22 protein-coding genes and 1 tRNA gene are annotated in these 21849 nt (G+C 67.9%); 16 read left to right on the top strand and 7 right to left on the bottom strand.

Annotation, left to right across the window (positions count from 1 at the left end; translation table 11 throughout):
- Window positions 1-168 precede the first annotated feature (168 nt).
- Window positions 169-1185 (top strand): magnesium/cobalt transporter CorA, encoded by a 1017-nt coding sequence (corA, locus tag BR07_RS0117895; RefSeq protein ID WP_027506603.1) that lies wholly within the window; start codon window positions 169-171, stop codon window positions 1183-1185.
- Window positions 1186-1196: 11 nt separating this feature from the next.
- Here corA and BR07_RS0117900 read toward each other — a convergent pair whose 3' ends face one another.
- Window positions 1197-2339, bottom strand: coding sequence for an NAD(P)/FAD-dependent oxidoreductase (locus BR07_RS0117900; RefSeq protein WP_027506604.1), 1143 nt, complete (start codon window positions 2337-2339; stop codon window positions 1197-1199).
- Window positions 2340-2434: 95 nt separating this feature from the next.
- Between BR07_RS0117900 and BR07_RS25335 the strand changes: the two genes are divergently transcribed.
- Window positions 2435-2944: a hypothetical protein gene (locus tag BR07_RS25335; RefSeq protein ID WP_051613553.1), complete on the top strand. Its 510-nt coding sequence runs from the start codon at window positions 2435-2437 to the stop codon at window positions 2942-2944.
- Window positions 2945-2946: 2 nt separating this feature from the next.
- On the opposite strand, the gene BR07_RS0117910 is transcribed toward BR07_RS25335, so the two are convergent.
- The 3 genes from BR07_RS0117910 to BR07_RS25345 are packed head-to-tail and all read right to left on the bottom strand — an operon-like array spanning window position 2947 to window position 5341.
- Window positions 2947-3375 (bottom strand): very short patch repair endonuclease, encoded by a 429-nt coding sequence (locus BR07_RS0117910; protein WP_027506605.1) that lies wholly within the window; start codon window positions 3373-3375, stop codon window positions 2947-2949.
- The gene (locus BR07_RS25340; protein ID WP_037186467.1) at window positions 3372-4181 is read right to left on the bottom strand and encodes a hypothetical protein; all 810 of its coding nucleotides are present in this window, start codon (window positions 4179-4181) and stop codon (window positions 3372-3374) included. Before BR07_RS25340 ends, BR07_RS0117910 begins: the two co-directional genes overlap by 4 nt.
- Window positions 4181-5341: a DNA cytosine methyltransferase gene (locus BR07_RS25345; protein WP_051613573.1), complete on the bottom strand. Its 1161-nt coding sequence runs from the start codon at window positions 5339-5341 to the stop codon at window positions 4181-4183. Before BR07_RS25345 ends, BR07_RS25340 begins: the two co-directional genes overlap by 1 nt.
- 314 nt (window positions 5342-5655) lie before the next feature.
- Here BR07_RS25345 and BR07_RS0117925 point away from each other — a divergent pair, with 314 nt between their 5' ends.
- Window positions 5656-6264 carry a putative glycolipid-binding domain-containing protein gene (locus BR07_RS0117925; protein ID WP_269320107.1) on the top strand — a complete coding sequence of 203 codons (609 nt, stop codon included), beginning with the start codon at window positions 5656-5658 and terminating at the stop codon, window positions 6262-6264.
- 11 nt (window positions 6265-6275) lie between these two features.
- Here the strand turns inward: BR07_RS0117925 and BR07_RS0117930 are convergent, their stop codons facing one another.
- Entirely contained in the window at window positions 6276-7235 is a 960-nt protein-coding gene (locus BR07_RS0117930; protein WP_027506607.1) for a prephenate dehydrogenase, read from the bottom strand.
- A gap of 121 nt (window positions 7236-7356) precedes the next feature.
- Here BR07_RS0117930 and BR07_RS0117935 point away from each other — a divergent pair, with 121 nt between their 5' ends.
- From BR07_RS0117935 to BR07_RS0117960, 6 genes are all read left to right on the top strand, one after another.
- Entirely contained in the window at window positions 7357-7914 is a 558-nt protein-coding gene (locus BR07_RS0117935; RefSeq protein WP_027506608.1) for a tRNA adenosine deaminase-associated protein, read from the top strand.
- 32 nt (window positions 7915-7946) lie between these two features.
- On the top strand, window positions 7947-8384 hold the full coding sequence (locus BR07_RS0117940; RefSeq protein ID WP_027506609.1) for a nucleoside deaminase: 438 nt from the start codon (window positions 7947-7949) through the stop codon (window positions 8382-8384).
- A 117-nt stretch (window positions 8385-8501) separates the two neighbouring features.
- Window positions 8502-8699, top strand: a complete 198-nt coding sequence (locus BR07_RS0117945) for a CsbD family protein (RefSeq protein ID WP_027506610.1) — start codon at window positions 8502-8504, stop codon at window positions 8697-8699.
- Window positions 8700-8768: 69 nt separating this feature from the next.
- A tRNA-Ser gene (locus BR07_RS0117950) sits at window positions 8769-8859 on the top strand.
- A gap of 67 nt (window positions 8860-8926) precedes the next feature.
- Complete coding sequence (locus tag BR07_RS0117955; RefSeq protein ID WP_231476433.1) at window positions 8927-9943, top strand: aldo/keto reductase; 1017 nt, start codon at window positions 8927-8929, stop codon at window positions 9941-9943.
- A gap of 72 nt (window positions 9944-10015) precedes the next feature.
- On the top strand, window positions 10016-10699 hold the full coding sequence (locus BR07_RS0117960) for a YceI family protein (RefSeq protein WP_027506612.1): 684 nt from the start codon (window positions 10016-10018) through the stop codon (window positions 10697-10699).
- Here BR07_RS0117960 and BR07_RS25350 read toward each other — a convergent pair.
- Both BR07_RS25350 and BR07_RS0117970 read right to left on the bottom strand, forming a co-directional pair.
- Window positions 10612-11595: a sterol desaturase family protein gene (locus BR07_RS25350; protein WP_155957100.1), complete on the bottom strand. Its 984-nt coding sequence runs from the start codon at window positions 11593-11595 to the stop codon at window positions 10612-10614. The two genes, BR07_RS0117960 and BR07_RS25350, sit on opposite strands and share 88 nt — an antisense overlap.
- 35 nt (window positions 11596-11630) lie before the next feature.
- Window positions 11631-12692, bottom strand: coding sequence for a fatty acid desaturase family protein (locus BR07_RS0117970; RefSeq protein WP_027506613.1), 1062 nt, complete (start codon window positions 12690-12692; stop codon window positions 11631-11633).
- Between the two features lie 351 nt (window positions 12693-13043).
- Between BR07_RS0117970 and BR07_RS27100 the strand changes: the two genes are divergently transcribed.
- From BR07_RS27100 to tgt, 7 genes are all read left to right on the top strand, one after another.
- Window positions 13044-13181, top strand: a complete 138-nt coding sequence (locus tag BR07_RS27100; RefSeq protein WP_155957101.1) for a hypothetical protein — start codon at window positions 13044-13046, stop codon at window positions 13179-13181.
- Window positions 13182-13200: 19 nt separating this feature from the next.
- Window positions 13201-13782 carry an antibiotic biosynthesis monooxygenase gene (locus BR07_RS0117980; protein WP_027506614.1) on the top strand — a complete coding sequence of 194 codons (582 nt, stop codon included), beginning with the start codon at window positions 13201-13203 and terminating at the stop codon, window positions 13780-13782.
- A gap of 93 nt (window positions 13783-13875) precedes the next feature.
- Complete coding sequence (locus tag BR07_RS25355) at window positions 13876-14514, top strand: TetR/AcrR family transcriptional regulator (RefSeq protein ID WP_051613574.1); 639 nt, start codon at window positions 13876-13878, stop codon at window positions 14512-14514.
- A gap of 56 nt (window positions 14515-14570) precedes the next feature.
- Window positions 14571-16901, top strand: a complete 2331-nt coding sequence (locus tag BR07_RS0117990; protein WP_027506615.1) for an MMPL family transporter — start codon at window positions 14571-14573, stop codon at window positions 16899-16901.
- A 66-nt stretch (window positions 16902-16967) separates the two neighbouring features.
- Window positions 16968-18701: an ABC transporter ATP-binding protein gene (locus BR07_RS0117995; protein ID WP_027506616.1), complete on the top strand. Its 1734-nt coding sequence runs from the start codon at window positions 16968-16970 to the stop codon at window positions 18699-18701.
- Window positions 18698-20632 (top strand): ABC transporter ATP-binding protein, encoded by a 1935-nt coding sequence (locus BR07_RS25360; protein WP_051613554.1) that lies wholly within the window; start codon window positions 18698-18700, stop codon window positions 20630-20632. The genes BR07_RS0117995 and BR07_RS25360 overlap by 4 nt, the downstream gene beginning before the upstream one ends.
- Window positions 20629-21846: a tRNA guanosine(34) transglycosylase Tgt gene (gene tgt, locus BR07_RS0118005; RefSeq protein WP_027506617.1), complete on the top strand. Its 1218-nt coding sequence runs from the start codon at window positions 20629-20631 to the stop codon at window positions 21844-21846. The genes BR07_RS25360 and tgt overlap by 4 nt, the downstream gene beginning before the upstream one ends.
- The last annotated feature ends 3 nt before the right edge of the window (window positions 21847-21849 follow it).

Consider the following 21849-nt stretch of genomic DNA (forward strand, 5'->3'; position numbering starts at 1 on the left):
CTATCGTCACGGCGCGGATCCGCGTCCGTAAACGGACGATTGTGGACAGAAACGAGTCCGTTTCGCTTCCGTCGTCTCGGTGGACGAAGATTCGTGTCCGAGGTTTGGATGCGAGCGTCCTGGTAGCCGCCCGACGGGCGGCGGACGTGCGACGACGAGGGGTGAACTGTGCCGATCGTGGACAACGCCGTGTACGTGCACGGGGCGCGTACCGACGAGCCGGAGAGTCTGGATCGCACGTACGAGCTCCTGCGGGCGTGCGGCGGCATGGCGTGGATCGGGCTGTATCGTCCCGACAAAACCGAGATCGACTCGGTGGCAACCGAATTCGGGCTGCACCGATTGGCGGTCGAGGATGCCGTCCAAGCGCACCAGCGGCCCAAGCTCGAACGCTACGGCGATCAGTTGTTCGTCGTCCTGCACCCCGCGCGCTACATCGACGAGACCGAGAAGGTGGAGTTCGGCGAGCTCCACGTGTTCTGCGGTCCCGATTTCGTCGTCACCATCCGCCATGCCGAGTCACCCGACCTGGGCGTGGTCCGTAAACGGCTCGAAGGTGCGCCGAAGCTGCTCGAACTGGGAACCGAGGCCGTGCTGTACGCGATCCTCGACCAGGTGGTCGACGAGTACGAACCGGTCGTCGCCGGTCTGGAGAACGACATCGACGAGATCGACGACCAGCTGTTCACCGGCGATCCCGACGTCTCCCGTCGCATCTACGAGCTCTCCCGCGAGGTGATCGAGTTCCAGCGCGCGACCCACCCGCTGGTGTCGATGATCGAGGCCCTCGGCCGCGGATCGGAGAAGTACAACGTGGACATCGAGCTGCGGCGCAACTTGCGCGACGTGCTCGACCACGCGATCCGCATCACCGAGCGCGTCGACTCGTTCCGCGCCAATCTGCAGAACGCCCTGTCGGTGCACACCACCCTGGTGGGACAGCGGCAGAACGACGAGATGCGTGCGATGACCCAGGTGAGTCTGGAACAGAACGAGCAGGTCAAGCGGATCTCGTCCTGGGGCGCCATCCTCTTCGCGCCGACTCTCATCGCCGGCATCTACGGTATGAACTTCGAGCACATGCCGGAGCTGAGCTGGACGTTCGGCTATCCCGGAGCCGTCGGCGCGATGCTGCTCGCGTCGTGCGCGCTGTACATCGTGTTCCGGAGACAGAAGTGGCTCTAGCCCCGTGCGGCTCAGCGCAGCCGGCCCGGCGCCAGGTCCTCCGCGGTGACGCCCCGGTCGGTCACGTCGGCCGGTAACGGCTCGCCGCGGACCAGCGCCGCACCGACGCGCGCCAGTGCCGCGCACGTCTGGATGCCGTACCCACCCTGACCCGCGCACCAGAAGAAGCCCTCCACGCTCGGGTCGAACCCCACCACCGGTGTGCGATCGGCGACGAAGGAGCGCAGACCGGCCCACGACGACCGGACACGGCGGCTCGTCACCACGGTCGCCTCCGTGATCTCGTCCAGGGCGCGGGCGATCTCGAGATCGTCCGGCTTCGCGTCACCGGGCGGGCACGGTGTCTCGTCGGCAGGGGAACAGAGCAGACGGACACCCTCCGGCTTGATGTAGAACGACTCGTCCATGTCGCTGATCAGCGGGTGGTGGGTGTCGGCGATCTCGGGCGGCGCGTCCATCACGGCGATGGTGCGTCGTCGCGGCTGCAGGCCGATCCTCGGTACGACTGCGAGGTCGGCCATGTCGTCCGCCCAGGCACCCGCCGCGTTCACCACCACCGTGGCGACGAGAGTGTCGCCGGTCGAGAGATCGACCCGCCACTGCTCGCCGACGCGGTCGATCGCGACGACCCGTGCCCCGGTGCGAACGGTGCATCCGCGTCGGCGTGCTCCGCGCAGGAAGCCCTGGTGCAGCGCGTCGACGTCCATGTCGAGTGCGCCCGGTTCGACGATGGCCGCCTCGACTGCCGCAGGCCGCAGGAGGGGCGCCCGGTCCACCGCCTCGGCGGTCTCGAGCAGGCGGGCATCGGGAGACAGTGTCCGCAGAGTCGTGAACATCTCCGCGAGAGCGTCGCCCCGGCCCGGACGTGCGAACTGCACGAAGGGGCGCGGAGTCATGACCGTTCCGCGCACCATGTCCGGCGGGTCCACGAGGAAGGCCCTGCTCGCCGTCGTCAGGCCACGGATGACGTGGTTGCCGTAGGTCTCGAGGAACATCGCAGCCGAACGCCCGGTCGAGTGCATCGCCAGGGTCGACTCCCCTTCGAGGAGACACACGGTTCGATCGGACGAGAGTTCCCAGGCGAGCGAGGCACCCGCGATACCGCCGCCGATCACCAGTACGTCGAGGGCTCGAGAGGCAACATCGGTGGTCATGGCGGTCGAGGGTAGGCGGCCCGTGTGGAAATCGGGCGCCACGGGTACCCCGTCCCGCGCGCAACCGTGCGCGCACTCGAACATCGGGAGCCGTCATGAACACAGCTGTCTGGATCGTCATCGCGGTCGTGGTGGTGTTGCTGCTCGTCGCCGTCGGCGTCGCACTGTCGAAGAAGGCGAAGCAGAAGCGCGTCGAGCAGGCCGGTGAGATCCGGGAGCGGGCCGCCGAGCGCAGCGCGGAGGTGGAGCGGTCGGAGGCGCTCGCGCAGAAGTCCGAGGCCGACGCCCGTCGTGCGCAGGCCGAGGCGGACGCCGCGGCAGCGGAGGCCCGCATCGCGCAGCAGCGCGCGCAGGAGCACCAGGGCACTGCCGCCACCGGGCGTGACGAACTGGACCGTGAGTGGGAGCGGGCGAACAAGCTGGACCCGACCGTCCACGACGACGGCACCCCGCGTCGACAGGACGCGAACGCGGCACAGCAGAACCAGAATCCCGCAGACCGGAACGTCACGGACCGGAACGTCACGGACCGCACCACCGGTCTCGGACACGCCGACGCGCCTGTCGTCGGCCCGCACGACACTCCGGGACGCCACGAGCGCTGACGTCAGTCGCCGGGGCGCACTGCCTCGGTGACCCGCTCCGCTGCCACGGCTGGATCCTCGTGCTCCCAGATACGCACGACGGTCCAGCCGGCCTCGTCCAGTCGACGATCCGTGTCGCGATCCCGAGCGACGTTGGCAGCCAACTTGTCCGCCCACCACTGAGCGTTGTTGCGCGGGTGGGTGGCGTGCTCCGGGCAGCTGTGCCAGAAGCATCCGTCGACGTACACCGCGACTCGGCGACGCGGGAACACCACGTCGGCCCGTCGTCGCATGCCCTTCAGCGGGGCCTTGTCGACGAAGTACCGCAGTCCCGCTCGGTGCAGTTCCTTCCGCAGGGCCACCTCGGGCTTGGTGTCACGCCGCTTCTGTTTCTTGAACCGGGCACTGGTCGCGGCGTCCGTCGGCGGCGTCGCCCGAGCGTCGGGCGTCATTCGTCGTCGTCGATCTCGGACCAGCTGGGGGCGAACCTGTTGCGCCGCTCCACTTCCGAGTGCACCACCTCGACGAACTCCTCGAACGAGAGTGTGGTGCGGTCCGACGGACGGCCGTTGCGCGGCGGCGCCTCGTCGACGTCGAAGAAGCGCACCTCACCCCGGTACGGGCCGTCCGGCTCGTAGAGACCGATGAACACCTTCTCGAACAGGTCGTAGCGCGTGTCCTCGGCCCCGAGGTCGACCCACGCCCGGCCCGGCATGCCGACGACGGGGCGCTTGCCGCGGCCCGACCGCTTGGACAGCGTCGTGACGTGGTGCGCGAACGAACTCTTGCCGATGTCGCTGCTCTTCGCGGGATCGCCGTCCTCGCACGTCGACCAGGGCTCGAACATCACGGCGACGAGCACGCTGTACGGCTGGCGCTGGTGCAGCACCATCGCCTCACCCCGCAGTTCGTGGTCGTTGCGCACGATGTTCTTGGTCCAGCGGCCGAGCCGACCGGACGTGGGGCTGTAGTCCTGGAAGCTGTAGGTCTTCACGGACACGCAGAGGATGAGGCCGAGCGTCGGATCGAGTGCCTTGACGTCGAGCCGCTTGCGTCCCTTCGCGACGTCCACCTGCGCTTCCTGGCCCAGGCCGTGCGCGTCGGGCGTGATGGACGGATACCGAGGCCTCAACGCATCGGCGACCACCTGCGCGAGGTTGTTGGACAGGCGCTGCGCGTAGTTCTTCTTCTCCCCGCGGTCGGCATCGGGCGCGGGACGGTCGCCGGCGAAGTCGAGTGCGAACGTCAACGGGAACATCAGGCCACGCGAACGGGTTCGGGGACGACGGGATCATCGGTCATCCGGTGCAGGTGCGACTCGACCGTGTCGAGGAAGCCGGGGGCGAAGCGCAGCCGACCCGAGCGTGCGCGCTTGAGGAACCCGGCAGTGGCCCTGGCGGACAACAACTTCGACTCCTCCAGGAATCCGCTCAGATCCTCGTAGGGGTGCTGGACCGGCCAGGTGCTCGCGGGTACCCCGAACGCGCGACGGTCACGGCCCCACGCGGCCGACGGCCAGCTCTGGCCGGGTACGAGCTCGGTGTCGGACCCCTCGTCGTAGGGAGTGCGGGTGGCCAGCTGCTCACCGACCCACGTCGCCATGCGCACGCTCACGGCGTTGCCGACGAGCTTCCACCGGTGCCCGGCCCGGACACCCGGGGACTCGACGGCGGGGGCCGTCCACCCGGCGTCGAAACCCTGCAGCCGTTCGGCGTCCGAGATGCCCGGGGTGACCAGCTCGCCGGACGGGAGCCGGACGGCCGGGGGACTGGCGATGCCGAGAGTCGATCCGCCCTTGAGCGTGGGCACCGCGTTGATCGCCCAGCCCAGGCCGCGCACCCCCTCGGTCCAGTAGAAGCCGCACGGGAGGACGTCGGCGTCGCCGGCCTCGGGGATGCCCGCGTCGGGTCCGAAGAGCACCTCACGCGGGTCGTCCGTACGTGAGGCGAGCATGACGACGCGCTGACGCCGCTGGGGCAGGCCGAACGAGCGAGCGTCGACGACGCGATACGCCCACATGTAACCGAGATCCTCGAGCGCATGCGTGATGTGCCGCATCGCCGCGCCGCGGCCGAGCTGCAACATGAAGGGCACGTTCTCGATCAGCAGCCACCGGGGACCACGTTTGCGGGCGACGAGTCGGAAGACCTCGTCGACCAGACCCGATCGCGCGCCCGTGATGCCCGCCGTGCGACCGGCCTGTGAGAGGTCCTGGCACGGGAAACCGGCTGCGACCAGCTCTGTTCCGGCGGGGAGCGCCCGCAGCGTCGCGACGTCGGTGTGCAGCGGCACGTCGGGGAAGCGCGAGCGCAGCACCGCCCCCGCGCCGGCGTCGATCTCGCAGAGCTGAGTGGTGGACCACCCGCTGCGCGCCAGGCCCAGCTCCAGACCGCCGATGCCGGCGAACAGGCCGACCATGGCACCCTGGCTGGACACGCGTACCCCCGCTCACCGTCGTGTGCGACGGCGGCTCCGGACACCGACGTCGATCTCGAGTGAGGCTACTCGAGAACACCGACACGGCGTCCGACCGAGAGGGCGACACCGCTGTGAGCAGCGCCCGCAGACGGGGGGCGTGGTGCGCCGACTCACGCCCACGGTCGACGAAAACCCTGCTCGTGACCGTTTCATCTCGCGAGAACGGGGCACTCGGTCGCTGACGAGGACGGGGATTCACAGGCAATTCGCCCGGCTCCGGTACTTGTCGTGCTCGTGTGATCTACCGTGAACGCGTGACCACACCCACCGCCGATTCTCTGTCGTCCGCCGACGTGACGGGCTCGTCGTGGCCGGCCATCCTGACGTGGCGCGCGCACAGCGCCCCGCGTATGGAGTCGGTGCGCGTCCAGCTTAACGGCAAGCGGATCAAGGCCGCCGGCCGGATAATCGGCGGCGAGTGCGACGAACACCCGGCGTTCTCCGCGTCGTACGACCTGGTCACGGACGAATCGGGAGTGACCAAGCGGTTGTCCGTACGCGCGGCCGTCGCGTCGGGGGAGAAGCAGGTCTCCATCAGTCGCGACTCCGAGGGCTACTGGCTCGTCGACGACGGGTCACCGACCCGCAGTTCGTTCGGCGGTGCGCTCGACGTCGAGCTGGTGTGGAGCCCCTTCTTCAACACGCTCGCCATCCGTCGTCTCGGCCTGCAGACGAACCCGGCCGATCATCAGGTGCCCGTCGTGTACGTGGGTCTGCCGGTCCTCACCGCCCGCGCGGAGACACTCTCCTACAGCCGCGGTCCGCACGAGTTCGAGGTGGTCTCGCCCGTCGGGACGTCGGCCGTGAGCGTCGACTCGGACGGGTTCGTCGCCGACTACCGGGGACTCGCCGAGCGCATCTGACGGGCCGAGCGTCACGCCCGCCGGGGCAGCCGCTGGACCACACCGCCGCGGCGACCGGCGTCGACGAGGTCGCCCCGCCAGGACGGCGAGCCGACGACGACGTCGGTGATCTCCCACCACTGCAACTGCTCGTCGTAGCGCGACCGCGCCGCATGGCCCGCGGACACCAGTGTCTCGGTCGACGCGTCGGCGACGAGAGTGTCCCTGGCGCTGTGCAATGCGGCGAGCGCCTCGTCGAGCGCGTCGACCAGGGCGGGCGCGTTGGCATCACACATCGCGCTGACCAGTGCCGGAGCTGTTCCTGCCACACGGGTGCCGTCGCGGAACGAGCCCGCTGCCAGCCGCAATGTGAGCTCCCCGCCCTGCGCGCCCACCGCGGCGAGTGCTTCCGCCAGCAGATGCGGGAGATGGGACACGCGGGCGACGGCGCGGTCGTGGTCGTCGGCTCGGGCCGGGACGACGACGGATCCGGAGGACAGTGCGAGATCGGCGACCGCGAGCCAGGCGTCGGGGTCGGTGTCGTCGTCCACGGTGACGACCCAGACCGCGTTGCGGAAGAGATCGACGTCGGCCGCGAGCCACCCCGAGGCGGATGTGCCGGCCATGGGATGTCCGCCGACGAACCGAGCGCCGAGTCCGGCACGTGCGACCGCGGCCGCCATCTCCGCCTTCACACTGACGACGTCCGTGAGCACGCAGTGCGGCGCGTGCGCGGCCACCGATTCCAGGACGGTGTCGACCGCCGGCATGGGCACCGCGACGACGACGAGAGCGTCCTCCTCGGCGGCACGCTGGAGGGCGGAGGCGATGTCCGCCGTGACGTCGTACCCGTCGGCGCGAGCGGCGTCCACGGCACCGGTCGATCGGTTCCAACCCCATGCCGGGCGACCCGAGTCGACCACGGCGCGCAGTAACGAGCCGCCGATGAGGCCGAGGCCCAGGACGCAGACGGGACGGTCGGGTGTGTTCACCGGGGGAAGATTTCCACATCGGCACCGTCCGCCGGGTGCACGACACCGAAATCTCCCGCTGTTTCCCCTGAACAGGGAGGTCTGCACGCCGGGGCGACGGTGTGGGACTACGGTTGCGCGCATGGCTGCACAGCGCGGAGGCAGTACCTCGTCCCAGGGTCGAGGTGACAACCGCTCCGACGACTACGACGATCTCGAGGGGTTCGCCATCGCGGTCGTCCGCGAGGAGGGCACGTGGACGTGCCGGCCGTTGTCCGCGGACGCCCTGACGAGTCTCAGTGCCGCCGAGACCGAGCTTCGTGAACTCCGCAGTGCCGGTGCGGTGTTCGGGCTCCTCGATGTCGACGACGAGTTCTTCGTCGTGCTGCGTCCGGCACCGTCGGGCACGCGGGTCCTGCTGTCGGACGCCACCGCGGCGATCGACTACGACATCGCGGCCGACGTCCTGGACCGACTGAACGTCGATGTGCCCGATCTGGATCCGGACGAGCTCGACGACGTCGAGCCGTGGGACGAGGGCGATCTGGATCTGCTGAGCGACATGGGTCTTCCCGAGCCGGTCCTCGGCGTCATCCTGGCCGAGTCCGACCTCTACCCCGACGAGCAGCTCGGCATGATTGCCGCGCGACTGGGATTCGCCGCGGAGTTCGCCGCGGTGCTCGACAAGCTGCCTCGCTGACCGTGGTGCCTCTCCACCTGCGTGACGTCTGGATGCGTCGCGCCCTGGAGGTCGCCCGCACCACGCCGGCGGGCGACGTTCCCGTGGGTGCCGTCGTCGTGAACGCCGACGGTGACGAGATCGCGTCCGCGGTCAACGAACGCGAACGCCGCGGGGACCCGACCGCCCACGCGGAGGTGCTCGCGCTCCGCGCCGCCGCCGAGCGGCACGGGGACGGCTGGCGACTCACCGGATGCACTCTCGTCGTCACGCTGGAGCCCTGCACGATGTGTGCGGGCGCGGCGGTGCTCTCGCGAGTCGACGGGCTGCTGTTCGGGGCCTGGGAACCGAAGACGGGCGCCGTCGGCTCGCTGTGGGACGTGGTGCGGGATCGGCGTCTGACGCATCGACCGGAGGTGGTCGGCGGCGTCCTCGAGAGCGACGCGGCCGGTCTGGTTCGGGACTTCTTTCGAACCGCGAACGACGTTTGACGCGATCCGTCGACGGGGTATTACTGCCCGGTAGAACACCAGGCGCGACGTTGCGTCGCCCGCCCCGCCGAAACGGAGGGGTGGATGACATGTTCTTCCGCTTCGAAGGAGCACCACATGGGTCTCGATGACAAGATCGGCAACAAGGCAGAAGATCTCAAGGGCAAGGGCAAGGAAGCCGCGGGCGATGCCACCGGCGACCAGGACCTGAAGGCCGAAGGCCAGGGCGATCAGACCTCCGCCGCCGTCAAGGACGGCGTGGAGAAGGTCAAGGATGCCGCGTCCAACATCAAGGACAAGCTCACCGGCCACTGAGCCACCCGCGTTGTGACTCCTGACGTCGCGATTTCGGTTCCGCGCCACCCATCCGGTAACGTATCCGCCGGTGGCGTGTCCGAGCGGCCTAAGGAGCACGCCTCGAAAGCGTGTGACGGGTAACCCCCGTCCGAGGGTTCAAATCCCTCCGCCACCGCCATGAGCCCCCCACCTGCCTCGGCAGCTGGGGGGCTTTGTCGTTCACCAACTTCGGGTACACCGACGAGATGAGAAACATGAACGCGATGGAGAACCGCACCCTGGGACGCACCGGCCGGCAGGTGTCGTGCGTCGGACTCGGCACCTGGCAGTTGGGAGCCGACTGGGGCGACGTGTCCGAGCAGGACGCCGTGGCGGTGCTCGACGCCGCCGTGGACAGCGGCATCACCTTCTTCGACACGGCCGACGTGTACGGCGACGGGCGCAGTGAGCGGGTGATCGGCGGATTCCTGGCCGATCGCGGCCTGCGGGACACCGTCACCGTGGCGACCAAGATGGGTCGACGCGTCGACCAGGTGCCGGAGAACTACACGCTCGCGAACTTCCGCAAGTGGGTGGACCGGTCACGCGGCAACCTCGGTGTCGACACCCTGGAACTGGTGCAGCTGCACTGCCCGCCCTCTGCCGTGTACGGCGACGACCAGGTGTTCGATGCCCTCGACACCCTCGTCGAGGAGCAGGCGATCGCGCATTACGGCGTCAGCGTGGAGACGGTCGCGGAGGCGCTCGAGGCGATCCGCCGACCGAACGTGGCCACCGTGCAGATCATCGTCAACGCCTTCCGGCTCAAGCCCGTCGACGAGGTGCTGTCCGTCGCCGCCGATGCCGGAGTCGGCATCATCGCGCGGGTGCCGCTGGCCTCGGGCCTGCTCTCGGGGAAGTACGACGAGTCGACGACGTTCCCCGAGAACGATCACCGCAACTTCAATCGCAACGGTGAGGCCTTCGACGTCGGCGAGACGTTCTCGGGCGTTCCGTTCGACACGGGCCTTGCGGCGGCTCGTGACTTCTCCGCCCTGGTCGCGGACGCGGCTCCGGAGGGTACGACGCCCGCCGCCGCCGCCATCGCCTGGTTGTGGCAGCACCCGCAGATCTCGACGGTCATCCCGGGAGCCCGCAACGTGGACCAGGCTCGTGCCAATGCCGAGGCGGGGCGCGTCGCGCTTCTCGGCGGGGAGTTCGATGCCGGCGTGCAGAGCATCTACGACCGCTACCTCCGGGACGTCGTTCACTCGACGTGGTGACGGACGCTTTCACAGGGGATTCCCAGGCCGCAGCGGTGGCCGCACGTTGAAGCGACAACTAAAGTTCGTCCCATGAAGAAGAAATGGTGGATCACCGGAGCCGTGGTCGTCGTCCTGGCGATCGTGGCGCTCGTCGTCGGACCGCGCATCTACTCGTCGATCGAGAGCAGCGATCCGGCGGCGTCGGTGTCCACCTCCGGTGCCGAGGCGGCGACGGGCGATCTGGACGGTGAGTGGACCGTCACGCCCGGTGACGCAGCGAACCCGACGTCGGCCGGGTACACCGTCGCCGAGGTGCTCAACGGCACCGACGTCACGGTCGTCGGCACCACGCCGGACGTCTCGGGAAGCGCCACGATCGCGAACCAGGAGCTCACCGCCGGTGAGATCGTGGTGCGCACCGAGACCATCACCACCGACAGCGATCGGCGCGACAACCAGTTCCGCGGCAACATCTTCGATGTCGCGAACAACCCCACCGCCACGTTCACGGTGACGTCGCCGGTGGACCTGTCCACCGTGCCCACCGACGGCACCACGGCGACCGTCACCCTCGACGGCACGCTGACCCTCAAGGGCCAGACGCGCGACGTGAGCGTCGAGACGCAGGTGCTCCGGTCGGGCGAGACCATCGTCGCCTCGGGCAACATTCCCGCGACGTGGACCGACTACGGCATCGAGCCGCCGTCGCTGGGCTTCGTGACCGTGGATCCGACCGGGTCCGTCGATTTCCTGGTGACGCTCGGGAAGGCCTGACCCTCGGGCGTCCAGCCGGGCGGTCCGAAGACGTAGCCGAGTTTTTGACGCAGAGTCGCCGCCGTCCGCACGTCCCGTGCGATGGCGGCGTACTCGTGTGTCTGGAGCTTCAGGATGTCGAACGTCTGCACCGGAGTCGTCAGCCCGTAGTGCGGTCGGAACGTCTCGTCGGCGTAGGTCCCGAACAGGCGGTCCCACACGATGAGGATGCCGGCGTAGTTCTTGTCCAGGTACTCCTTGTCGCGGCCGTGATGCACGCGGTGGTGCGACGGCGTGTTGAAGACGAACTCGAACCAGCGCGGCATCCGGTCGATGCGCTCGGTGTGCACCCAGAACTGGTAGACCAGGTTGATCGCGAACCCGGTGAACACCATCCAGGGCGGGACGCCGAGCAGGGGCAGCGGCAACCACATCAGGATCTCGCCGCTGTTGTTCCACTTCTGCCGTAGTGCGGTGCTGAAATTGAAGTACTCGCTCGAGTGGTGCGCCTGATGCGTGGCCCACACGATGCGCGTGCGGTGCGCGATGCGGTGATACCAGTAGAAGAGGACGTCGACGCCGAGCAGCAGGATCACCCACGTGTACCACTGGTCCGAGGGCAGCTGCCACGGTGCGACATACGCGAAGATCAGCGAATAGCCCAGCAGCGCCAGGGTTTTCCATGCGGTGGTGGTGGCGATGGACACCAGACCCATCGCGATGCTGGCCCGGGCGTCGGCGCGGAGGTAGCTTCCACGGGTCGGTCGGCCGGGTTCGTCCTCGGTCTCGTCGCCGTGGCTTTCGAGGACGATCGCTGCGGTCCACTCGAGCGCGAGCAGAACGAGGAATGCCGGCACCGCGAGGGCGACCGGGTCGCGGAGCGCGGTCGGCAGACTGTTCCAGAGATCGGCGATCACCCGCCGCAGTCTACGTGACCGCGGTCACACCGAGTTCAGGCGCGGTACTCGCGTACCAGCGGGCAGTCGAAGGGGTTGCGCTTCGACAGTCCCACCTGGTTGAGGTAGCGGACGACGATGCCGTAGGACTTCACGAGCGACGTCTCGGTGTAGGTCACCCCGTGCTTGGCGCAGTGCTCGCGCACCATGGGCCGCACCTTCTTGAGGTTCGGCCGCGGCATGCTGGGGAACAGGTGATGCTCGATCTGATAGTTGAGGCCGCCCATCATGAAGTCGGTGACGGGGCCGCCGTCGACGTTGCGCGACATGAGGACCTGGCGGCGGAGGAAGTCGATCTTCGCATTGGCCGGAACCAGCGGCATCCCCTTGTGGTTGGGCGCGAACGAGCCGCCCAGCAGAACGCCGAAGACGGCGAAGTGCACGAGGATGAAGCCGACTGCGAGCCCCGCCGGCATCGCGAGGAACGGCAGTGCGAACCCGATGGTGAGCCTCAGCGCGATGAGCGACAGCTCCAGCTTGCGGTGCTTGATCTCCTTGGAGCCGATCAGCGTGCGCACGCTGGCGACGTGGAGTGCGGCGCCTTCGAGGGTGAGCAGCGGGAAGAAGAGCCAGCCCTGGCGGCGGGTGAACGCGCCGTAGAAGCCGGTGCGCTGCGCGACGTACTCGGGGACGAAGGCGATGGGCCCGTTCCCGATGTCGGGGTCCTTGCCGATCTGGTTCGGCGCGTTGTGGTGCTTGCTGTGCTTGCCCTGCCACCAGTGCAGCGAGAGTCCTGCGAAGGTGCCGGACAGGATGCGGGCCGTCCACTCGTTCCACTTCGCCGAGTCGAACATCTGGCGGTGGGCGCCGTCGTGACCGAGGAAGCCGAACTGCGTGCTCACGACGGCGAGGGCGACGGCGAGCGCGAGCTGCCACCACGAGTCGCCCAGGAGGAACGCACCGACCCAGACGGCGACGAAGGCCGCCACGGTGCCGATGATGCGGGACCAGTAGAAACCGCGGCGGCGGGACATCAGCCCCGAGGCGCGCACGGCGACGGACAGCTCGGTGTACGAACTGACGAATCGATCTCTGGGGCGTTCGGCGGTGACGGACACTGGTGCCTCTGTTCTGTGGACGGTCTGGCCACGGTGGCTGTCGGTCGTTCTGGCAGTCGATGCAGTGGTGAGAACCGCGGAGAGGGCGGGAAGTGCTCAGGTCACGCCTCTGTCACAAGTGTGACACAGGCAGGGCACGGCGTCGACAGTCCGAGAGTGTCGGTCGTCTTCTCTCAGTGCATCCACAGACGACGGTCGACGTGGCCGGGCGTGGTCGTACCGCGCCCCGTCGGCGCCGTGGCGTAGTGTTCGGATCACGAGCACGCCGCGGTTCTCACCGGCGCCTCGTTCTCCCCCTCGTGACGGACGACTCGTTCTCCTCACCACCGAACTACTGATGAAGGGGTTTCCATGGAACCCGAACTGATCTTTCTCGCACCCGTCACCGCCGACGCGGAGCCCGTCGAGGCTCCCGCGACGTCCGCTGCCAGGGACGTCGTCAACGCGGCGCCGCCCGTCTACACCCAGCTGTTCTCCGAGAAGAACTGACTCCTCTCGAACGCCTGACATGACTGAACCCCGGGACGACCGGTCCACGTCCACGAGTACCGCGGTCACGACCTCGGTGGCGCGGCGCATCACGCCCGGCCGTGAGCAGGACTTCGTTGCCTGGACCGATGCCGGAATCAGTGTGCTGCGCACGTTCGACGGGTTTCTGGGCGGCGGGTGGCTGCGCTCCTCGACCGATCCGTACGAGTACTACGTGCTCTACCGATTCGATTCGGACGCTCATCTGCAGGAGTGGCTCTCGTCGCCCTTCCGGCGTGCCTGGGTCGCGCGTGGTGTGGGTGTGGCGGACGACCATGTGACGCATCGCCTCACCGGGGTCGAAGGGTGGTTCGAGCCACAGTCGACGCTCACCGACGCGGTCCGCGTCGTGGGCGCTCCGCCGCCTCGGTGGAAGCAGGCCATCGTCATCTGGTCGGCGTTCTTCCCCCTGTCTCTTCTGCTCAACACCCTTGTCTCCGAGTACCTCTCGCTGGGTCTTGTACTCCGGACCCTGCTCGTCACCCTCGTGAGCACACCCCTCATGGTGTACGTCCTGCTGCCGTTCATCACCGCCCGTGTGAAGCGCTGGCTCACTCCCTGACGGTTCGAAACACCGCGCGAGCGTGGTGAGCGTCACAAAAGTGCACACCACTGCAAACTTGCCGAGCCGTGCAAGTTCCGTACTGTGGGATTCGTGAGTTCCGGACTACGCGACCGCAAGAAGGCGGAGACCCGTGCAGCGCTCAGTGCTGCCGCGATCCGTCTCGGGCGGCAACAGGGTTTCGACACCGTGACCGCCGAGGCGATCGCCCGCGACGCGGGGGTGTCGACGCGCACGTTCCACAACTACTTCTCCAGCAAGGAAGAAGCGGCGCTGTATTACCTCGAGCAGGCAGCGTTCGAGTGGGTGGACCTGATCGAACACCGTCCGCAGGACGAGGACTTCTGGGACACGGTGCGCGCCATCGTCTTCGAGATCGTCGACGATCCCGAGCGCGAGTTGACCGAGACTGTCGCGGTCGCGCGGTTCGTCGAGGAGTCGCCGGCTCTGCTGGCGAAGAAGCTCGAGTTCGACCGCTCGCTCTCCGCGGCGTTCAAGAAGGCCGTGGCCCGGCGCACGGGGCTCGATCCCGATCGGGACCTGTACCCCTCGTTGGTCCAGGCCGCGGTGGGCGCCACCGTCAGCGCCGCACTCGGATTCTTCGCCGAGGCATCCGAGAAGGGCTCCACCACAGCAGAATCCGCCGGCGAGGTGGTCCGCCTCGCCATGCAACAACTCGAACGGGGCTTCCGAGCGCCGCTCACCGGTTCCACCCCGCTCCCGCCCGACTGATCGCGCGTCCGTCCGTCACCCGCAGCACGACACCCCCCCGAACGAGGAGAACTCTCATGGCCACCTTCCTGTATCGCATAGGACGGTTCTCGTACCGTCGGAAAGGCATCGTGCTGCCGATCTGGCTCGCCATCCTGGTGTTGGCCGGTATCGGCGCGGCCACGTTGTCCGGCCCGACGAGCACGTCGTTCTCCATCCCGGGAACCCCCGCCCAGGCTGCGCTGGATCTGCAGAAGGAGCGCTTCGGAGGCGGCGAGGATCCGCTCACGTCGGCGTCCGCGCAGTACGTGTTCCAGGCACCCGCGGGCACCACGCTCGACTCGCCCGAGAACACGGCGGCCATCGACGGCGTCATCGCGAACATTCGCGGCATCGCCGCCGTGAAGGACACGGCCAAGGCCGATCCCGCGGCCGGACCGGTGCCCGAGGGTGCCATGCCGCTCCTCGATCCGATCGCCGGCAACCAGGCGATCGTCGATCAGTACGCGGAGGCCGGTCTCGCGCCGGACGTCGCGGCCGCGAACGCCGCGGTCGTGTCGCCGCTCTCACCGGACAAGACCATCGGCATCCTCGACGTGCCCATCACCGGCACCGTCACCGATGTCACGGCCGAGATCCGCACCGAGCTGACCGACGCCGCCCAGCCCGCCCGTGACGCAGGGCTCACCGTCGAGATCGGTGGCAGCGCCATGCAGGCCGCCGAGCCGCCCGGCGGCACCGCCGAGCTGATCGGCCTGGCCGTCGCCGCCGTCGTCCTCGTCGTCATGTTCGGATCGCTCGTCGCCGCCGGACTGCCGCTCATCACGGCCATCGTCGGTATCGGCGTCACCAGTCTGACCATCACCACCGCGTCGGGCTTCGCCGAGCTCACTCAGTTCACGCCGATTCTCGCCATCATGATCGGCCTGGCCGTCGCCATCGACTACTCGCTGTTCATCGTCGCCCGGTTCCGTAACGAGCTGAGCGAGACGGACGACCGTGAGGAAGCCGCGGCACGCGCCGTGGGAACCGCCGGCAGCGCCGTCGTCTTCGCCGGCACCACGGTGCTCATCGCGCTCGTGGCACTGCGCGTCGTCGGCATCCCGTTCCTGTCCCAGATGGGTCTGGCCGCCGGCTTCGGTGTCTTCGTCGCCGTCCTCGTCGCGCTGACCATGCTGCCCGCCGTCCTCGGACTCTTCGGCGCGAAGGCGTTCGCCGGCAAGATCCGCACCGTGCCGGACCCCGAGCACGACGACAAGCCGACCAACGGCTTGCGATGGGTGCGCATGGTGATCAAGCGTCCCGCACTGGTGCTCATCGTCGGTGTCGTGATCCTCGGTGTCATCGCCGGTCCCATGACGTCGCTGCGTCTGGCGCTTCCGTCGGTGGCCACCGCCGAACCGGGTACCCCCGCTCGTGAGGCGTACGACCTGGTCGACCAGGGCTTCGGCCCGGGACGCAACGGTCAGCTGCTGATGGTCGTGGACGCGAGCAACGTCCCCGAGGCCGATCGGACGGCGGCCTTCCAGGCCGTCGTCGACAAGGCGGCGGCGGAACCCGACGTGACCAACGCACAGCAGGCCGGGCTCAACCCGGCGGGCGACACCGCCCTGGTGTCGGTGACTCCCAAGAGCTCACCGATCAGCGAGGACACGCAGAACCTGGTGACCGCGCTGCGCGACGCCCGGGGTGGTCTGGAATCCGAGTACGGCGTCACCTACGGCGTCACCGGCCAGACGGCGCTCGAGATCGATGTGTCGGATCGGCTCCAGAAGGCCCTGATCCCGTACCTCGCTGTCGTCGTCGGCCTGGCGTTCCTGCTGCTGATGGTCGTCTTCCGATCCATCCTCGTCCCGCTGACCGCGACCCTGGGCTTCCTGCTCAGCGTGCTGGCCACGTTCGGTGCGACGGTGTTCATCTTCCAGGAGGGCGGGCTGGGCCTGATCTCCAATCCGCAGCCGATCGTCAGCTTCATGCCGATCTTCCTGATCGGTGTGGTGTTCGGTCTGGCGATGGACTACCAGGTGTTCCTGGTGTCCCGCATGCGGGAGGCGTACGTCCACGGCGCGACCGCGAGCGATGCCATCGTCACGGGCTTCAAGTACGGCGCCCGCGTCGTCGCTGCCGCGGCGGTCATCATGATCTCGGTGTTCGCGGCGTTCATGCTGGAACCGGACTCGTTCATCAAGTCCATCGGTTTCGCACTCGCGGCCGCCGTGTTCTTCGACGCCTTCATCGTCCGCATGATCCTGATCCCCGCGGTCATGGCGCTGCTCGGCGACAAGGCCTGGTACCTGCCGAAGTGGCTGGACAAGATTCTGCCGAACGTGGACATCGAAGGTGAGAAACTCGTCCGCAGGACGGACGAGACCGCACCGGCGACCCAGCAGCCGGCGAACCGGAGCTGAGTCGATGAACTGCACCCACCACGCCTGTCGTCCGACGGGTCCTGTCGAGAAGGAAGGATGCACGACGTGTTGATCTCACTTCTCCGCCGGTATCTGGCGCCGTACCGCGGCGCACTGACAGGCGTGGTGGTGCTGCAGTTCGTGGCCACCGTGGCCTCGCTGTACCTGCCCAGCCTCAACGCCGACATCATCGACAACGGCGTGACGACCGGCGACACCGGGTACATCCTGTCGACCGGCTCGATCATGCTGGCCGTCTCCGCCGTGCAGATCGCGTGCTCGATCGGCGGCGTCTACTTCGGAGCACGCGCCGCCATGGCGGCCGGCCGCGACATCCGCGGGGCGCTCCTCGACCGCGTCGGCACTTTCTCGGCGCGCGAGGTCGGGACGTTCGGCGCTCCGTCGCTCATCACCCGCAACACGAACGACGTTCAGCAGGTGCAGATGGTGGTCCTGATGGGCTGCACCATCCTGGTGATGGCGCCCATCATGTGCGTCGGCGGCATCGTCATGGCTCTGCGCGAGGACTTCGGACTGTCGTGGCTCCTCGGTATCGCCGTTCCTGCGCTGGCGCTGAGCATGGGCTTCGTCGTGGTCCGCATGGTTCCGGCGTTCAAGGTCATGCAGAAGCGCATCGACACGGTCAACCGCGTTCTGCGCGAGCAGATCACGGGCATCCGCGTGGTACGCGCCTTCGTGCGCGAGCCGTACGAGGTGGAGCGTTTCGACGACGCGAACACCGCCCTCACCGCCACCGCACTGCAGGTCGGTCGTCTGATGGCGCTCATGTTCCCGGTGGTCATGCTCATCAGCAACGTCACCAGCGTCGCGGTGATCTGGTTCGGTGGTCACGCCGTCGACGAGGGACGCATGGAGATCGGGTCGCTGACGGCCCTGCTCAGCTACATCATGCAGATCCTGATGTCGGTGATCATGGCGTCGTTCATCGCGATGATGATCCCGCGCGCCAGCGTGTGTGCCGAGCGCATCACCGAGGTGCTCGACACGAATTCGTCCGTCGTGCCCTCCGCGAAGCCCGTCGTCTTCGCCTCGGCGCCGTCGACGGTGGAGTTCGACAAGGCCGGTTTCGCGTATCCCGCGGCCGATCACCCGGTGCTCTGCGACGTGTCGTTCCGGGCGACGGCCGGAACCACCACGGCCGTGATCGGCAGCACCGGCTCGGGCAAGACGACGCTGATCAACCTGATCCCGCGTCTCATCGACACGACCGACGGAGTGGTGCGCGTGGGCGGAACCGATGTGCGAGAACTCGATCCGGAGGCGCTGCGAGTGGAGATCGGACTGATCCCCCAGCGGCCCTTCCTGTTCTCCGGCACCATCGCCTCCAATCTTCGCTACGGCAAGGAGGACGCCACGGAGGCCGAGATGTGGGACGCACTCGAGGTGGCGCAGGCCGCCGACTTCGTCCGCGAGATGCCCGAGGGTCTCGAGACCGCCGTCGCCCAGGGCGGCACCACCGTCTCCGGTGGGCAGCGTCAGCGACTGGCCATCGCCCGCGCCATCATCCGGCGGCCGAGCATCTACGTCTTCGACGACGCGTTCTCCGCTCTCGACCTGACGACGGACGCGAATCTCCGAGCGGCCCTGCGCCCCATCACACGTGACGCCTGCGTCATCGTCGTCGCGCAGCGGGTGTCCACCATCCGCGACGCGGACAGCATCGTGGTGCTCGACGACGGCAGGATGGTCGGCCTCGGTACGCACGACGAGCTGCTCGAGACGTGTCCCACCTATGCCGAGATCGTCGACTCGCAGCGCACCGCAGCGGGTGTCGCATGACGCGGCCCGGCGGTCCTCCCGGTCCCGGTGCTCCCGGCACGAAGGCGATGAGCTTCGGACCGTCCGTCAGGCGGCTGCTGCGCCGGCTACTTCCGCAGCGCATGCTGCTCACGGTGGTCCTCGTGTTCGCCGTCGCCAGCGTCGTTCTCACCGTTCTCGCCCCGAACATCCTGGGCCGAGCCACCAACCTCATCTTCGACGGCATCGTCGGCCGTTCGCTCGACCCCTCGTTGTCCAAGGAGCAGGTCGTCGACGGTCTCCGCGCCTCGGGTGAGGGCACACGCGCCGACATGGTGTCGAGCATGGACGTCGTCCCCGGTCGGGGAGTCGACTTCGACGCCGTCGGCAAGGTGCTGGTCCTCGTCCTCATCCTCTACATCGGGTCCGCACTGCTGTCCTGGGTGCAGGGCTACATTCTCAACATCGCGCTGCAACGCGTCATCAAGCGTCTGCGTACCGACGTCGAGAACAAGATCCACCGGTTGCCGTTGCGCTACTTCGACTCCCACAAGCGCGGCGACGTGCTCTCGCGAGTCACCAACGACATCGACAACGTCTCGCAGAGCCTGCAACAGACACTCAGCCAGCTCGTGGTCTCGGTGCTCACGGTCTTCGGCATCCTGGGCATGATGCTGTGGATCTCGCCGCTGCTCGCACTGGTCGCGATCCTGACGGTGCCGCTGTCGATCGTGGTGACGGCGATGATCGCCAAGCGCTCGCAGCCGCACTTCATCGCGCAGTGGAAGCAGACCGGCGCGCTCAACGCACAGGTCGAGGAGGCCTACACCGGGCACGAGCTGGTCAAGGCCTACGGCCGCCAGCACGAGACGGCGCGGGTGTTCCACGAGAGCAACGAGGAGCTGTACCAGGCGAGCTTCCGGGCACAGTTCATCTCCGGAATCGTCATGCCCGCCATCATGTTCCTGGGCAACCTCAACTACGTCGCCATCGCCGTGGTGGGCGGACTGCGCGTCGCGTCCGGCACGCTGAGCCTGGGCGAGGTGCAGGCCTTCATCCAGTACTCCCGCCAGTTCACACAGCCGCTCACGCAGATCGGCTCGATGGTCAACCTGCTCCAGTCGGGTGTCGCCTCGGCGGAGCGCATCTTCGAGATCCTCGACGCCGAGGAGGAGGGCGTCGATCCGTCGGCACCCGTCACCCCCACCACGCGCAGTGGACGCGTCGAGTTCCGGGACGTGTCGTTCCGCTACGAACCGGAGCGTCCGCTCATCGACGGGCTGTCCTTCGTGGCGGAGCCCGGCCAGATGGTTGCGATCGTCGGCCCCACCGGCGCCGGCAAGACGACGCTCGTGAACCTCGTGATGCGGTTCTACGACATCGATTCCGGCTCGATCACGCTCGACGGTGTGGACACGCGTGACATGACGCGGGCGACGCTGCGATCGCGCACCGGCATGGTGCTGCAAGACACCTGGCTGTTCGGCGGCAGCATCCGCGACAACATCGCGTACGGCAACAGTGGCGCCACCGAGGAGTCGATCATGGAGGCGGCGCGGGTGAGTTACGTCGACCGTTTCGTGCACTCGCTGCCCGACGGGTACGACACCGTCATCGACGAGGAGGGCAGCAACGTCAGTGCGGGCGAGAAGCAGTTGATCACCATCGCGCGCGCGTTCCTCGCCGATCCGGCCGTGCTGATCCTCGACGAGGCCACCAGCTCCGTCGACACCCGTACCGAGCTGCTGGTGCAGAAGGCCACCGCGGCCCTGCGCAGCGATCGCACGAGTTTCGTGATCGCGCACCGCCTCTCCACGATCCGCGACGCCGATCTGATCCTGGTGATGGAGAACGGGTCCATCGTGGAGAAGGGCACGCACGATGAGCTCATCGCGGCGCGCGGCGCCTACCACCGTCTCAGTGCGTCCGGCCTGCAGGAGCAGCAGTTGGCGTCTGGTTCGATGGGGGCATGACCGACCTCTTCACAGTCGAGACCCGTATCGAGGACCATCTCGGTCGAACCGGCACCCTGCGGACGCCGCACGGCGACATCGAGACCCCCGCGTTCATCGCCGTCGGCACCAAGGCCACCGTCAAGGCGGTGCTGCCGGAGTCGATGAAAGAGCTGGGCGCACAGGCGGTTCTGGCGAACGCCTACCACCTGTACCTGCAGCCGGGGCCCGACATCGTGGACGAGGCCGGGGGACTCGGCACGTTCATGAACTGGGACGGCCCGACGTTCACCGACAGCGGCGGGTTCCAGGTGATGTCGCTCGGCGTCGGGTTCAAGAAGGTCATCTCGATGGACGCCACTCGGGTGGAGTCGGACGACGTCATCGCCGAGGGCAAGGAGCGCCTCGCGCACGTCGACGACGACGGCGTGACGTTCAAGTCCCACCTCGACGGATCGCGGCACCGCTTCACTCCCGAGGTGTCGATGCAGATCCAGCACCAGCTCGGCGCGGACATCATGTTCGCGTTCGACGAGCTGACCACGTTGATGAACACCCGTGCGTACCAGGAACAGTCGCTGGACCGCACGCAGGCGTGGGCGGTGCGGTGCATCGCCGAGCACGAGCGCCTCACGGCCGAGCGCGCCGACAAGCCGTACCAGGCGCTGTTCGGTGTGGTGCAGGGTGCGCAGTACGAGGACCTTCGTCGGAAGGCGGCACACGATCTCGAGACCATCGTCGGCGAGACCGGGCGCGGATTCGACGGCTACGGCATCGGCGGCGCTCTGGAGAAGCAGAACCTCGGCACCATCGTCCGCTGGGTGAACGAGGAACTGCCCGAACACAAACCGCGCCACATGCTCGGGATCAGCGAGCCGGACGACTTCTTCGTCGCCATCGAGAACGGTGCCGACACGTTCGACTGCGTGAATCCGTCACGCGTGGCCCGGAACGCGGCGATCTACACCCCGGACGGGCGCTTCAACATCAACACCGCGCGGTTCCGTCGGGACTTCACGCCGATCGACGAGGAGTGCGACTGCTACACCTGCGCGCACTACACGCGGGCGTACATGCATCACCTGTTCAAGGCCAAGGAGATGCTGGCCTCGACCCTCGCCACCATTCACAACGAGCGGTTCACCGTGCGGCTGGTGGACGACATCCGCGCCTCCATCCGCGACGGGCGGTTCCAGGAGTTCAAGAAGGACACGCTGGCGCGCTTCTATTCCTGAGCC

Origin of the sequence: Rhodococcus sp. UNC23MFCrub1.1 (assembly GCF_000686025.1) — a bacterium.
In the GTDB taxonomy this organism is placed as follows: domain Bacteria; phylum Actinomycetota; class Actinomycetes; order Mycobacteriales; family Mycobacteriaceae; genus Rhodococcoides.

Coding starts and splice junctions, on each gene's coding strand:
- tgt (WP_027506617.1), top strand. CDS start 20,629: ATGACCGACCTCTTCACAGTCGAGACCCGTATCGAGGACCATCTCGGT.
- BR07_RS0117940 (WP_027506609.1), top strand. CDS start 7,947: ATGCGTCGCGCCCTGGAGGTCGCCCGCACCACGCCGGCGGGCGACGTT.
- BR07_RS0117910 (WP_027506605.1), bottom strand. CDS start 3,375: ATGACGCCCGACGCTCGGGCGACGCCGCCGACGGACGCCGCGACCAGT.
- BR07_RS27100 (WP_155957101.1), top strand. CDS start 13,044: ATGGAACCCGAACTGATCTTTCTCGCACCCGTCACCGCCGACGCGGAG.
- BR07_RS0117955 (WP_231476433.1), top strand. CDS start 8,927: ATGAGAAACATGAACGCGATGGAGAACCGCACCCTGGGACGCACCGGC.
- BR07_RS25345 (WP_051613573.1), bottom strand. CDS start 5,341: ATGGTCGGCCTGTTCGCCGGCATCGGCGGTCTGGAGCTGGGCCTGGCG.
- BR07_RS25335 (WP_051613553.1), top strand. CDS start 2,435: ATGAACACAGCTGTCTGGATCGTCATCGCGGTCGTGGTGGTGTTGCTG.
- BR07_RS0117990 (WP_027506615.1), top strand. CDS start 14,571: ATGGCCACCTTCCTGTATCGCATAGGACGGTTCTCGTACCGTCGGAAA.
- BR07_RS0117980 (WP_027506614.1), top strand. CDS start 13,201: ATGACTGAACCCCGGGACGACCGGTCCACGTCCACGAGTACCGCGGTC.
- BR07_RS0117945 (WP_027506610.1), top strand. CDS start 8,502: ATGGGTCTCGATGACAAGATCGGCAACAAGGCAGAAGATCTCAAGGGC.
- BR07_RS0117900 (WP_027506604.1), bottom strand. CDS start 2,339: ATGACCACCGATGTTGCCTCTCGAGCCCTCGACGTACTGGTGATCGGC.
- BR07_RS0117935 (WP_027506608.1), top strand. CDS start 7,357: ATGGCTGCACAGCGCGGAGGCAGTACCTCGTCCCAGGGTCGAGGTGAC.
- BR07_RS0117960 (WP_027506612.1), top strand. CDS start 10,016: ATGAAGAAGAAATGGTGGATCACCGGAGCCGTGGTCGTCGTCCTGGCG.
- BR07_RS25340 (WP_037186467.1), bottom strand. CDS start 4,181: ATGTTCCCGTTGACGTTCGCACTCGACTTCGCCGGCGACCGTCCCGCG.
- BR07_RS25360 (WP_051613554.1), top strand. CDS start 18,698: ATGACGCGGCCCGGCGGTCCTCCCGGTCCCGGTGCTCCCGGCACGAAG.